Source organism: Fulvivirga imtechensis AK7, assembly GCF_000331535.1.
In the GTDB taxonomy this organism is placed as follows: domain Bacteria; phylum Bacteroidota; class Bacteroidia; order Cytophagales; family Cyclobacteriaceae; genus Fulvivirga; species Fulvivirga imtechensis.
The window spans coordinates 40094-53964 of record NZ_AMZN01000009.1 but is presented as its reverse complement, the minus strand read 5'-3'; the positions used below and the strand labels follow the sequence as shown (position 1 = coordinate 53964).

Below are 13871 nucleotides of genomic sequence, written 5' to 3'. Positions count from 1 at the left end.
AATTTTTCAATTCAAATATTTTCAAGTGTGTTGCCTGAATAGGCTGAATCTACAGCAACATTAAAAGCCGGTAGTCTCAAAAGCTGAGACTGCTGTTTAAAAAGTGTTAGCTTCCAGGCAAAAGGGATGTTCCTCCGGACAATAGACCTCGTGAAAACCCATGGCGAAATTGACAGGGTACTCATAGATAAAGCTCTCTCTGAACAGATCATAAGTAATAGGTGCGCCCATTGACTTCATAAGGTCCAGGTACCTGTATAAGGTGCTTCTGGAAAGGTGGAGTCTGGAAGCAAGGCTGTCGGGGCAACCTGTATTTTTTAGTCTGATCAATTGATCGAGTCTTTCGATGTTCTTGAGGTACTGTTCAAACTTCATAAAGGGTCTTTTAAGTTTTGGCTTGTCTTTAAAAAGTTAGTGTCGCTAATGGAAATAGGTAAACAGGTTTTTGTGAAAAAAATAAAATTCTTACATCATGAGGTAAGTGGCCAGGCGGTATTTTTTTCCGTGGATTAAAACAGAGCTGTGTGGATTAAGCCATACACACATAAGTCACTGAACTATAAAAAACATCTGATGCAGTCTGCTAAAATTTGAGGCGCTGTACCGAATGGCCAATAATTACAAATAAGTTAACCAGATTATAATGTCTCCGCTTTCGGTTTGATCTGAAATGAGAAACGCTTGTTTATATAAGAAAATCGTATGGAAAGGGAATGTTTTTAAGCAAATATCGCCTAATTACTTACATGCTTGTAGGTGGTGAATATTTTAATGCCGTCTCCAAAAAGGTTCAATCCAGCTTCCCGAGCAGCTTTTCTGCATGTTCGGCATAGATACCTTCATTCTGAATAATCTCTTTCAGTATTTTCCTTGTTTGCTGTAGGTCTTCTTTTTTAAGATACGCCAGTGCCAGATACCACTGAGCATTTTGTTTTAAAATGGTGTCGTTGCTTTCTCTATTTACCGTCTTAAAAATTTCAATGGCCTTATTGGGGTCCTTTGTTTGTAAATAGCAGTTGCCCAGGTAAAGATAGTAAGTAGGGTTGTCTGAAAGTGTCAGGTCACCGAATGCCTCGATTGCTTCTTTATACTTGCCCTGGCTATATAATTTTAGAGCGCTGTTGATATCCGTAATTTGTCCTCTTTGAACTGAGATGGCGGGATATGGTTCGTAGTATTCATTAAATGTTATCTCCAGCGAACTGTTATTCAAATAGAAGAAATAGCCTATTGAAACAATCAGTGTGGCTGAAGCGGCCGCGAGCCACCAGGCAGGAAAAAAGCCGGACGATTTTTGGGGTGTATTGTTTGCTACTGTTTTTAAGTGTTTTTTGAGTTGAGCCTTTTCACTTGCTTGCAGGGCAGTGACTATCCTTTTCTCCTCGAGTACCAACTCTTCCAGTTCGGGGTGTTCTTCAAGAAGTCGTACCAGATCAGCTTTATCACTTTCACTCAGCGTATTGCTGAGGTAGCTGTCTATTAGCGCCCTATGTTCATCTTTAATTGACATCTAGCTTTGCTCAAGTTCTTTTGCTTTATCCACTAATTTTTTGAAACACCTTGATTTTGATGTCTTAGCCACATCGGGGCTTGCAAAATCCAGTAATTCAGCAATTTCGTCCATGCTTCTTTTCTCAAGATAGAAATATTTGATGATCATGCGACATTTTTCATCTATGCTTTCAAGTGCCTGATATGCTATTTCTATTAATTGCATCTTATAATCCGCACCATTTTGAGAAAATAAAAAATCATTCTCGAGGTAAGCACTATAGTATATTTCGATATCCTTTTTTTTTTCCAGGGTTTTTCGCTCCTGTCTTTTTTGTGCTAACCACATATTTTGACAAATACCAAAAATATAACTCTTGGTATTGATCAGCCTGTCCAGCTTACCTTCAAGTATTTTATCTCTCAGCTCCAGCAAGGCATCGATAAACAACTCTTCCGCTTCTTCTCCCGTACAGCCCACTTTCTTTCTTAAGCCATTGGTACAATAGTTTTTATAAGCAATGACCAATTCCTCCAAACAGGAGGAGTCGCCTTGCCTGATCCGTTGAACGATGTTGTTGCTGTCTTCCTTCACTAGTTAGTGTTAAAACTTTTTAAAAGTAAACAACCATACAAAAATTTTATACTCAATGTGCTATTTTCATTTAATCTACGCCCCGAACAGCGACTAAGTTATTAATTTAGAATAAAATGACATCCTGTATAAATCCACGATTTTTATTTGTGCTTGTCCTTAAGAAAAGCGCTGCTTTTTAATTTTAACGAGATACCAGTACATTAGTGCAAACATTAGTTTATTTATGGAATTAGCAATAGAATTTGGAAAGCTTTTGATACCTGCTGCTGCGGTACTTTACGCTATGTATTTGGTGGTAAAATCATTCTTGGATAAGGAATTGACCAAACATCATTTAGAGATCAGGGGTAGAAGTATTGAAACTATTTTACCCAACAGGCTTCATGCTTATGAAAGGATCTGTCTTTTCCTGGAAAGAATAACCCCTGATAACCTGGTGGTAAGGTTGAATAACGGTCAGTATTCAGCGCGTGAATTCCAGCAGATATTGCTTAATGAAATCCGGGAAGAATACAATCACAATGTTTCTCAGCAGATGTATATGAGCGAAAAATCATGGGATCTGGTGAAATCGGCCAAAGAGGACCTCATACTGATGATCAACGATGTGGTGAGTAACCTGCCTCAGGAGGCTACCAGTATCGATCTTGCCAGAAAATTATTTGAAAAAGCAGGTGAAAAGCAGGTAGATCCTATCCAACATGCGCTTCGAGAGGTGAAGAACGAGATCAGACAGGCGTTTTAGCTTTAACCGCAGAGAGGTCGAAGAGAGAACCTCAAAGTTAGAAGAGCTAATTCAATTTAGTGCTTTAAAAATACTAATTCTCTAATTTCAACCATAGGATGATGTGGTGGTTTTAACTGGTAGTAGTGTAGGCGTCTGACGGTTTTGAACCGTCTGACACCATGTTTCTTGGAAAATATGTTGTTGCAAAACATATTTGCGTTAGCAAACTGTAGCATCCTGCTTAAAATCCAAGAACTTCTATCCTCGTCAGGTACGGTAAAAAAACTGTCAGACAAATATTTTTCCGAATCCAGTGTTTTTTTGCACAAGACCACTCCTTTCGATAATTGGAAAATTACTTGTTAGCCTTTCGTGCATTTAGTTAGCACTGTCTTCCGCTGGCGGAGGTGTCCGAAGGACGGAGGTGGACCTTTCAACTTCCTCTAAAACACCTCTATTACTTCATCAATCCGCAGTCTGCTTTTCCCACAGAATAAACTTGTCGATTTCTTCCTGTAGCCTACTGTAAACCCATACAACTACTGCAAAATCATCAACAAATCCCGTAATGGGAATAAAGTCAGGGATAAGGTCAATTGGAGTTACAAAGTATAGTAATGCCGCTACCAGAAGTAGGATATTTTGTATTTGAACACCACGGTACTCCCCATTTTTATAGGCTTTTACCATTCTGATAATCACTTTCAGGCGGTCAACGAATTTATTTTCCCGCATTTTAGTCAGGTCAATTTCTTTTATTTTATCGCCAGACGCCTTCAGAAGGTTGAGGAGCCTTTCTCTATTATCTAAAATTTTTCCCGCCCGCTGTCTGGCGCTTCTAAAAAATTTATTATCGTTGATATTTTCCATAAAGCCTGTTCTATTGTGGACAACATTTTGAATGTACTAATTTAATAAAGCCGAAGTCAAATTAAAAGTAGCCGGGTTTAATCGGATAAAGATATAAACGATGTGTTCAAACTTATATTTTTTCTGCCCCGGTCTGTTTTATATATTTGGAGTACTAAACAGCCACATCTATGGGTAAAAAAACTGCACTTATAGCCGGGGCTACGGGGTTAGTAGGGGGTAAGCTTTTGGAGTTGCTTCTGCAGGACCCTTATTATGAAGAGGTGATCGTCCTTACCAGGAAGCCTATGGAAGGTAAGAGCGCCAAATTGAAAAGTCTGACGGTAGATTTTGAACGACTGGAGGAGTATGCCCCCCGAATGACTGCCGATGATATTTTCTGCTGTTTAGGCTCTACCATGAAAAAAGCCGGCAGCAAAGAGAAATTCAGAAAAGTAGATTATGATTATCCTCTCCTGATAGCACATCTGGCAAAAAGAAATAATGCCAAACAATATCTTTTGATCTCTGCACTTGGAGCGGATAAAGGTTCATCCATCTTTTACAACAGGGTGAAGGGAGAGGCAGAAGAAGCTATCGATACGGTCGGATACAGCAGCTACCATATTTTTCGACCGGCCTTGCTCATGGGACAAAGAGAGGAGTCGAGACCGGGCGAAAGCGCTGCTCAGGTGTTTTTCAAAATTTTCGGATTTTTATTTATCGGGCCTCTGAAAAAATATAAAGCCATTGATGCCATAAAGGTGGCTCGTGCGATGCATACTATCGCTAAGGAAAATCGTCCGGGCAGGCATATTCACGAATCCAAAGCACTACAGAACTATTAAATAATGATTGCAGTCATCCAAAGAGTATCCGAATCGTCAGTGAAGATTAATGGGAAGATAAAAGGAGAAATAGGCAAAGGCCTGCTGGTGTTGTTGGGCATTGAGGAGGCAGACGGTGAGGAAGATATAGACTGGCTCAGTAGAAAAATCGTGAATATGCGCATTTTTAACGATGAAAATGGGGTGATGAATGAGAGCCTGCTAAATGTTGACGGAGATATATTACTGATCAGCCAATTTACACTTCATGCCAGTACAAAAAAGGGAAACAGGCCTTCCTACATTAAAGCGGCAAAACCGGATGTGGCTGTACCACTATACGAAAAGTTTATCGCGGCCATCGAAAGCGAGCTGGACAAAAAAGTACAAACCGGAGAGTTTGGGGCAGATATGAAAGTAAGCCTTGTCAATGACGGGCCCGTGACGATTATTGTAGATACCAGGGATAGGAAGTAGAAGCAGTAGGCAGGGTGAGTATTGAGTAGTTAGTCATGAGTCATGAGTGGTGAAGTAATCAGTAATCGGTGATCGGTGTGTGGCTTTCATCGGATGAGTGTCTTCTCAAAGCAAATCTCATCCGATGAATGATGTGGGAGTCGGAAGACAGAAGCATCAGCCAGTTTACCGTTCACAGTTCAGAGTTCGCAGTTCTTCACCGACAAACCCCAAACCCCAAACATCAAACAGAAAAAAAATCAGTCCTCCAAAACCTCTAACCTTTTCTTTAGCTTCTCTTCCGCACTGATGCTGTTGTCATTGTCGTAGATCGCGCTTTCCCATTCTCCATACATAGGGTTGGGCAGCATAATGAAGTTATACAGCAGGTCGGCTTTATTCTTCATTATAGCCTCTTTGCCCAGGTTTTCACCGCGATTGGCATATATTTCAGAGTAATCAGTGAGGTTATCACCTACAAATAAGATGATATTGAAGCTTTCAGCGACAAGATCCCGTCTAGCGGTTTTATCACTGGTGGCGCTTCGTAGATATACATGTTTGGCATCAGCATTGGGAAATCCAAGGTTTTGCAGGTTCTGAATAGTAGCGTTCAATTCATTTTCTCTTCGATTTGAGATGTAAAATACCTCGACCCCTTTGCTTTTGGCAAAGTTTATAAAGTCTAAAGCCCCTGGCAGCGCTTTTGCTCTGGCTTGATCCGTCCAGGCTTTCCAGGTAGCAAATTGGTATACTTGTCCCTTTTTTATTTGTTTAACTTCGTAGGGGCTGTTGTCTAGCACAGTTTCATCTATATCTAACACCACTGCGAGTGGTCGCTCAGAAGCGATGGTATCTATTTTGGCGGCAAGTACCAACTTACCATATTCATATGCCTGTAGGTAAGAGGCAACCATTTCAGCAGATTGCTGGTACCATAATACACTGGTAACCAACTGCTGTGATAACTGCCGTTCGCCAGTTGAGGTTGTTTGTTTTGAAGCTGTACAGGAAATAATAGCAAAAGCCATTGCCAGAACGTATATGTTGCAAAGTCGGTGCATGGGAGTTTTTCAGATTAAGGAGTGCAATAATATTCTAATTTGGTCTAAGATACTACCCTTCATTCCATTTTTCCCCGTTCCATAGCCTCCAGAAGTACCTCCGCCAGGTGTTTTGCGCTTCGATCTGTGCATTGTTCAATCTGTTCACGGCAGCTAAAGCCATCAGTCATAATGATGGTTTCCCGATCGGCTTTTCTGACATGTGGTAGCAGGTATCTTTCACCGGCCTTTATAGATATTTCATAACGGGCGCCTTCTTCATAACCAAAGGCGCCGGCCATGCCACAGCATCCGGAGTCGAGAATTTGATATTTCAGTCCCAGTTTTTTAAGTACTTCCTCATCGCTGTCAAATTTCATGATCGCCTGGTGATGGCAATGCCGGTGGATCAGGGCTTTTTTGTGGTATTCAGGCAAGTCAACATCCTCTTTGAGGAGAAATTCTGCCAGTGTAAAAGTCTGCTCCTTAAGCCTTGCGGCATCCTTATCGTGAGGGAAGAAGTTTGTGAGTTCATCTCTGAACACGGCCACACAGCTTGGCTCCAGGCCGACAACCGGAGTACCTGACCTAATATCCGCCTGGAGTGAGGAGATGATCACACGTAGCATTCTTCTGGCCTGTTTTAACATCCCCCAGTCATAAAGTGGCCTGCCACAGCAAAGAATTTTTTCAGGGATCACCACCTGATAGCCTGCCCTTTCCAGCACTTCTTTGCCGGCAATTAGCGTTTCCGGTTTAAAGAAATTATTAAAAGTGTCAGCCCACAAAATTACTTTCGATTTATTTTTAGCCTGACCGTTGTTATTCCTCTTATACCATTGGCGAAAAGTATTTGGGGCAAATTTAGGCAGCTCTCTTTCAGAGGCAATATCTCCCATCTTCTTTATAATCGTCTTAATCACAGGCGCACGTGATAGCCAGTTGACTACACCGGGCATGAGCGAGCCTAAGCGCGCCCACCAATATATTAGTCCAAATGCAAAAGCTGCTCTTGGCCTGATCCTTCCCTTGTAATAATGCGCCAGGAATTCCGCTTTGTATGTGGCCACGTCTACATCTACCGGACAGTCACCTTTACAGCCTTTGCATGACAAGCACAGGTCAAGCGCCTCCTTAACCGATTCGTTTTTCCACTTGTTTTTAACCACGTCACCCACCACCATCTCATGAAGAAGCCTGGCCCGGCCACGGGTAGAGTGTTTTTCTTCATGGGTAACCATAAAACTGGGACACATTGTGCCGCCTTCACTGCGTCTGCATTTGCCTACGCCAACACAGCGTAAAGTGCTTCTTCTGAAGTCATTCTCATCGTCCGGGAATTGGAAATAAGTCTTCGTCTTATCAGGATTATAATTAGTACCCCACCTCAGATTCGTGGTCAGGCCATACGGCTGCACCACTTTACCGGGATTCATTTTCCAGTCGGGGTCCCAAATGGCTTTGAACTCCCGGAAGGCACGTACTATATTCTCCCCATACATAATCTCCAGCAGATCTGCTCTGGCCTGTCCGTCACCATGTTCTCCTGAGATGGAGCCTCCGTACCGTTTTACGAGTTCGGTAGCCTTAATGGTAAAATCCTGATATTTTTCGAGACCTTCGGCAGTAAAAAGATCAAAGCCGACCCTGCAATGGATACATCCCTGGCCAAAGTGACCATATAAAGCGGGGTGGTAGCCATAATCGGTGAACAGTTGATTGAGGTCCCTGAGGTACTCACCAACCCTTCCGGGCGCAACCGCAGAGTCCTCCCACCCCGGCACACTTTCTACCTCACCCGGGACCCAGGCGGTGGCCCCCAAACCTGACTCCCGGATGTCCCAGATGGCTTCTTGTTTTTTTTCGTTGTCGTATAGCCTGATACTCGGAGGGTTGTCGTCTTTTTTTAACGCTTCTATAAGCTCATTAGCCTTTTTGTTGGCTTTATCCTGATCTTCCGCGCCAAACTCAGCAATCAACCAACCATCGCCTTCGGGCAGGAGACTGAGATGCTGGGGGTGAAGGTCTTTCTTTTTCATAAACTCTACCAGCCTATAATCCATGCCCTCAAGTCCTACCGGTTCGAACTCCAGTACCTTAGGGACATTATTTCCCGCTTCATAGATGTCTTTGTAGCCCAACACTACCAATGAAGCTGCTTTCGGCTTGTTAATAAGCTTTAGTGTGGCGTCCAGTACCACCACACATGAGCCTTCCGTTCCCACAAGCGCCCTTGCTATGTTAAAATTGTTTTCGGGTAAAAGTTCGGGAAGGTTATAACCTGAAACTCGCCTTGGTATATCGGGGAACCTCTCTCTTATTTCGTCTTCGTGTTCCTCACTTAAAGCCTTCAACTTCCGAAATATCTCGCCTTTTCGCCCGCCCTTTTGAATAATAGTCTTTAACTCTTCCCCAGAAACAGGGCCTACTTCCATTTTATGACCATCGTAGGTTAAAATGGTAAGAGATTCTACATTATCCTCCATTCGAGCCCCATTTCCGGCAAATTCGGCCATGACAGAATGCACGCCGCAAGAATTGTTGCCGATCATGCCACCTATAGTGCAATGCGTATGTGTGGCAGGGTCAGGGCCAAAGATCAGGTCTGAATCTTTAATATATCGATTAAGTTCATCCAGGACCAGTCCGGTCTGAACCTTGATGAGCTTTTTTTCCGGGTTAAAATCAAGTATTTTGTTGAAGTATTTCGAAACGTCAATGACCACAGCTACATTACAGCATTGACCGGCCAGGCTAGTCCCTCCGCCACGGGTAAGCACAGGAGCTTTATATTTATGACATATTTTTACAGCATTTATGATATCCTCCTCGTGTTTCGGAACAACAATTCCGAGTGGGATCTGCCTGTAGTTGGAGGCATCTGTGGCGTATAATCCTTTGGCTCCATCATCAAAATTTACTTCGCCACTCACCACTGCACGAAGGTCATTTTCCAGCCTGTATATGTCTACATCAACAGATGAAGGTGTGGAGAAGCGGGTGTCATGTGAGGTATATATATCTTGCATATTTACCGTAATTTGTATTTTTCTATGTCCTTGTGTTTGAGCTCTATTCCAAGTCCCGGACTTTGCTCATCGGGAAACATGTATCCTTTTTCTATCGTTGCAGCACTTTCAAAGAAGATCTTTTCAATGCGTGTATGATCATGGAAATATTCAGCGATATAAAATTCAGGTAGAGCCAGTGCTGCGTGCAAGTGCGCCAATGGGGCGCAATGTGACGAAAAGGGAATTTCTAACGTGGCACATGTGGTACCTATATCCAAAAAACCACTGATACCACCACACCTGGTGGCATCTGCCTGCAATACATCGATGGCACGGGGAAAGATCATGTGCTGAAAGTATTGGGGTATATATCCGTATTCACCGGCCGCAATTTGGATGCTTGCGGGAGCCCTGTCTCGTAAGTACCGGAGTCCTTCCAGGTTATCAGAAGAGACAGGTTCTTCAAACCACGTTACCTGCTGTCCGGCAAATTTTTCTGCCATAGATAATGCTTCTTTTACGTTGTATGCCCCGTTAGCATCTACATAAAGGTCCGTTTTACTACAAAGGGCCGTCCGTGCCACTTTTACCCTTTCAGGATCTTTTTTTGGCTCTCTGCCGATTTTCATTTTAACAGCTTTCATCCCTTTTTCTTCCCAGGATGCCAACTGCCCTTGAAGCTGCTCTGTGGAGTAGTTGGTAAAGCCCCCGCTTCCATACAACGGCATACCTTCTGACCTGGCTCCCAGCAGCCGGAACAGCGGTTGACCAAATATTTTTGCTTTTAGATCCCATAGCGCTATATCAATGGCTGAGATGGCCATCATGGCGATGCCAGACATGCCCTGGTTTCTAATCCCGGCCTTGAGACCGGCAATAATGGCTGGTATGTGAAAAATATTCTTTCCCACCACATGCTTCTGAAGCTCCTTTACGATGTAAGTAGCAGTCGCTTCACTGGCGTAAGTGTACCCAAGACCATACTGGCCGCCAGCCTCTATTTCAACCAGTACTATCGTGGTGCAGTTCCAGGTCAGCGTGCCATCAGATTCGGGGCCATCAGTGGGTACGCTGCAGGTAGTGACGGTAAGACCCCCGATCTGTATGGTTTCTGCAATCTCCGTTGTTGCCAGACTGAAGCCCATCAGTGAGGCAGATATTCTTCTACCGCATCTTTATAGGTTTTTTTGATCATATCCCATGCGTCTACATCGCCTTTTATTACGGATGATGCAAAGGCCTTCGCCTGCTCAAGTTTGATGTGCGGTGGCAGTGGCGGTACATTAGGGTCAACCACAGCCTCCAAAACCACAGGGCGTTGTGCTGACAATGCTCTTTCGAGGCCGCTCACCACATCGTCCGGCCTATCAATCTTTATGCCCTCTAACCCGAGTAATCTGCCATATTCGGCATATGGGAAGTCCGGAATGTTTTGCGAGGCTTCAAATTTCGGGTCTCCGGCAAGTGCGCGCTGTTCCCAGGTGACCTGGTTCAGGTCTCCATTGTTGAGGATCAGGACGATCAGTCTTGGATCAGTCCATTCCTTCCAATATTTCGCTATAGTGATCAGTCCGTTTATGCCCAGCATCTGCATTGCGCCATCGCCTACTAGTGCAATAGAAGGCCTGTCAGGGTGGGCAAATTTGGCAGCTATGGCATACGGTACACCGGGACACATGGTGGCCAGGTTCCCTGAGAGAGAGGCCATCATGCCTTTTCTTATTTTCAGGTCTCTTGCAAACCAGTTTGCGGCAGATCCCGAATCAGCAGAGAGAATACAGTTGTCAGGTAAACGTGAGGAAAGCTCCCAGAATACCCGCTGAGGGTTTACCGGGTCAGCGCTGTTCATGGCTCTGGCTTCGAGTACCTTCCACCATTCGGCCACATTTTCTTCAATTTTATTTCTCCATTCACGGTTCTCCTTTCTTTTTAGCAAAGGGATCAGTTCCCGAAGGGTCTCCTTACTATCACCATGAAGGTTCACTTCGGTGGGATACCGTATGCCCAATTGATTAGCGTCAATATCTATTTGTATGGCCCTCGCCTTACCTTCTTTCGGTAGAAATTCGGAGTAAGGAAAGCTGGTGCCTATCATCAGCAATGTATCACAGTCTGTCATCAGGTCCCAACTGGGTTTGGTGCCCAGCAGACCAATAGCGCCTGTTACATACGGAAGGTCGTCCGGTATGGCGGCCTTTCCCAGAAGCGCTTTGGCTACCCCTGCGCCCAGCAGTTCCGCGGTTTCTATCACTTCATCGGCAGCGTGAAAGCACCCCGCCCCTACAAGCATTGCTACGTTTTCACCCTCATTGAGAATATCGGCTGCTTTCTGAAGTTGATCCGTAGCAGGAAGCATTCGCACACTAGAATGGCCGATGCCTGAATGGATACTGCCGTGTTTCCTTGGAGGTTCTACCATGTCCAGTTCCTGAACATCATTAGGCATGATCACGCAGGTAACAGTTCGTTTTGCCTGAGCTATCCTGACTGCACGATCTATTAAATGCCTTACCTGCTCGGGAGTTGAAGCCATGTGCACATACTCATGAGCTACATCCTTAAACAGTGAAATAAGGTCTATTTCCTGTTGATACGATCCACCCAGTGCCATACGCGCCTGTTGACCCACTATGGCTACTACAGGCTGGTGGTCCATTTTGGCATCGTAGAGCCCGTTTAACAAGTGGACGGCCCCAGGACCCGAGGTAGCCAGGCAGACGCTAACTTCTCCTGTGTATTTTGCATGCCCCGCAGCCATAAAAGCTGCCATCTCTTCATGCCGCACCTGGATAAACTTCATCTTTTCTTCAGCCCTGGCTAAGGCTCCCATCAGTCCATTAATACCGTCACCGGGATAACCAAATATCCTTTTGATTCCCCAGTCTGATAACCTATTGATGACAAAGTCGCTTACTGTTTTACTCATGACACAGATTTTTATGGTTCGTAGTTTAAATTATGGAAGCTCCTGATCAGGCCTCCGAAGGACATAAATAATGGGTCAAAAATGGCACCATGATGTGAGTATGTCTGTTACAACTACTTACAAGGTCACGTCTTTACATAGTGTGGAGCTTTTTATCCGGTTGTGATGAATTATTTGTACAATGAGCCCTACAATCGCTGTCTTTCCAGTATATTATTTTCTTCCTCAGTATTAGAGTCCTTTGTCTGCATCAAAGGGATATTCTGAGGGATGAAATCATCCGGAGCTCCGGGTTTGCTATAGTCATACGGCCAGCGGTACACAGTGGGTATGCTGCCTTCCCAATTGCCGTGACCGGGTACTACCTTTTCCGTTGTCCACTCTAATGTATTAGACTTCCAGGGGTTTCGTGGGGCTTTTTTTCCTTTGTACATGCTGTAGAAGAAATTATAGAGGAAAATTAGTTGAGCTGCGAATGTGATAATAGAGGCTATTGTGATAAAAAGGTTCAGGTTATTGAAGCGATCCATGTATTGGAAAGCAGTAAAGGTATAGTATCTTCTGGGAAACCCTGCCATGCCTATAAAGTGCATGGGCATAAATACCAGGTATGTGCCTATAAACGTGATCCAGAAATGTATGTAGCCGAGCTTTTTATTCATCATGCGGCCAAACATTTTCGGAAACCAATGATAAATGCCCGCAAACATGCCGAAAAAGGCCAGGGCGCCCATCACCAGGTGAAAATGAGCTACAATGTAGTAGGTGTCATGCAGTTGAATATCAAGCGGGGAATTGCCAATAATGATACCCGTAAGTCCGCCACTCATGAGGAATGAGATCAATCCTATGGAGAATAACATGGCAGGGGTGAAATGAATACTTCCGCCCCATAGTGTAGCGATATAGTTGAATGTTTTAATGGCGGAGGGCACCGCAATGATTACTGTAGTGATGGTAAATACAGTACCTAAAAACGGATCCATCCCGGAAGTGAACATATGATGCGCCCAGACTACATAAGAAAGAAAGACAATGGCGAGCATTGCTAAAACCATGAACCAATAGCCAAAAATAGGCTTGCGGGAGCATGTAGAGATGATCTCGGAAGTGATACCCAATGCAGGCAGGAAAATGATGTATACCTCAGGGTGTCCTAAAAACCAAAACAAGTGCTGATAGATGAGTGGGCTGCCTCCTGAATAGGCAAGCGCCTCGCCCGCAATATAGATGTCTGACAAATAAAAGCTGGTCCCGAAAGAGCGGTCAAAAAATAATAGTAAAAAAGACGTGAGGAGCACGGGGAATGAGAACAACGCAAGTATAGCCGTAAAAAACAGAGCCCAGACCGTTAGAGGAAGGCGGCTGAACGACATGCCCACTGTTCGAAGGTTGATGACAGTAGTAATATAGTTCAACCCGGCAAGTAGAATGGAGATAATGAACGTAACAAAGCCCAGAATATACAGCGTCATACCCATGCCGGAACCTGGCGCTGCCTGTGGCAGGACACTCAGTGGAGGGTATACTACCCAGCCACCCATAGGAGGCCCTGTTTCGACTACCAATGTTGCCAGAAAAAAACAACTCGAGATAAAAAAGAACCAATAGGAAAGCATGTTCAGGAAACCTGAAGCCATATCGCGTGCGCCTATTTGCAAGGGGATGAGCAGGTTGCTGAATGTGCCGCTTAATCCTGCAGTAAGTACCATAAACATCATAATGGCGCCATGCATGGTAACAGCGCTCAGGTAGTATTCGGGGTCTATTCGCCCGTCAGTGATCCATCGGCCAAGGACCGGTTCCAACCAGTCCAGGTCCATTTCCGGCATCCCCAACTGCACCCGGATCAATAATGAAAGAAGCCCTCCGATAACAGCCCAAAATATACCGGTGAGCAGATACTGTTTGGCTATCATTTTATGATCAGTGCTGAAGATATA

At 44.3% G+C, this 13871-nt stretch carries 12 protein-coding genes; 3 read left to right on the top strand and 9 right to left on the bottom strand.

Annotated features, from left to right (window positions below):
- Nucleotides 1-96: 96 nt before the first annotated feature.
- The 3 genes from C900_RS03880 to C900_RS03870 form a co-directional block, all read right to left on the bottom strand.
- Nucleotides 97-375, bottom strand: coding sequence for a helix-turn-helix domain-containing protein (locus tag C900_RS03880; RefSeq protein WP_009578298.1), 279 nt, complete (start codon nucleotides 373-375; stop codon nucleotides 97-99).
- A gap of 415 nt (nucleotides 376-790) precedes the next feature.
- A complete protein-coding gene (locus tag C900_RS03875; protein ID WP_009578296.1) occupies nucleotides 791-1510 on the bottom strand; it encodes a tetratricopeptide repeat protein in 720 nt (239 codons plus the stop codon).
- Nucleotides 1511-2086, bottom strand: coding sequence for an RNA polymerase sigma factor (locus C900_RS03870; RefSeq protein ID WP_009578294.1), 576 nt, complete (start codon nucleotides 2084-2086; stop codon nucleotides 1511-1513).
- 226 nt (nucleotides 2087-2312) lie between these two features.
- Here C900_RS03870 and C900_RS03865 point away from each other — a divergent pair, with 226 nt between their 5' ends.
- The gene (locus C900_RS03865) at nucleotides 2313-2834 is read left to right on the top strand and encodes a DUF7935 family protein (RefSeq protein ID WP_009578293.1); all 522 of its coding nucleotides are present in this window, start codon (nucleotides 2313-2315) and stop codon (nucleotides 2832-2834) included.
- Nucleotides 2835-3281: 447 nt separating this feature from the next.
- On the opposite strand, the gene C900_RS03860 is transcribed toward C900_RS03865, so the two are convergent.
- Entirely contained in the window at nucleotides 3282-3686 is a 405-nt protein-coding gene (locus C900_RS03860) for a YkvA family protein (RefSeq protein WP_009578292.1), read from the bottom strand.
- Nucleotides 3687-3856: 170 nt separating this feature from the next.
- Here C900_RS03860 and C900_RS03855 point away from each other — a divergent pair, with 170 nt between their 5' ends.
- Nucleotides 3857-4513, top strand: a complete 657-nt coding sequence (locus C900_RS03855; protein WP_009578291.1) for an oxidoreductase — start codon at nucleotides 3857-3859, stop codon at nucleotides 4511-4513.
- 3 nt (nucleotides 4514-4516) lie between these two features.
- Nucleotides 4517-4969, top strand: coding sequence for a D-aminoacyl-tRNA deacylase (gene dtd, locus C900_RS03850; RefSeq protein ID WP_009578290.1), 453 nt, complete (start codon nucleotides 4517-4519; stop codon nucleotides 4967-4969).
- A 239-nt stretch (nucleotides 4970-5208) separates the two neighbouring features.
- Here the strand turns inward: dtd and C900_RS03845 are convergent, their stop codons facing one another.
- The 5 genes from C900_RS03845 to C900_RS03825 form a co-directional block, all read right to left on the bottom strand.
- Nucleotides 5209-6012, bottom strand: a complete 804-nt coding sequence (locus tag C900_RS03845) for a 5'-nucleotidase, lipoprotein e(P4) family (protein ID WP_040495532.1) — start codon at nucleotides 6010-6012, stop codon at nucleotides 5209-5211.
- 59 nt (nucleotides 6013-6071) lie between these two features.
- On the bottom strand, nucleotides 6072-9020 hold the full coding sequence (locus C900_RS03840; protein WP_009578288.1) for an FAD-binding and (Fe-S)-binding domain-containing protein: 2949 nt from the start codon (nucleotides 9018-9020) through the stop codon (nucleotides 6072-6074).
- 2 nt (nucleotides 9021-9022) lie between these two features.
- Nucleotides 9023-10147 (bottom strand): enolase C-terminal domain-like protein, encoded by a 1125-nt coding sequence (locus tag C900_RS03835; RefSeq protein ID WP_009578287.1) that lies wholly within the window; start codon nucleotides 10145-10147, stop codon nucleotides 9023-9025.
- A complete protein-coding gene (locus tag C900_RS03830) occupies nucleotides 10147-11928 on the bottom strand; it encodes a thiamine pyrophosphate-requiring protein (protein WP_009578286.1) in 1782 nt (593 codons plus the stop codon). The genes C900_RS03835 and C900_RS03830 overlap by 1 nt, the downstream gene beginning before the upstream one ends.
- Nucleotides 11929-12116: 188 nt before the next feature.
- Nucleotides 12117-13847 (bottom strand): cytochrome c oxidase subunit I, encoded by a 1731-nt coding sequence (locus C900_RS03825; RefSeq protein ID WP_009578285.1) that lies wholly within the window; start codon nucleotides 13845-13847, stop codon nucleotides 12117-12119.
- Nucleotides 13848-13871: the final 24 nt, after the last annotated feature.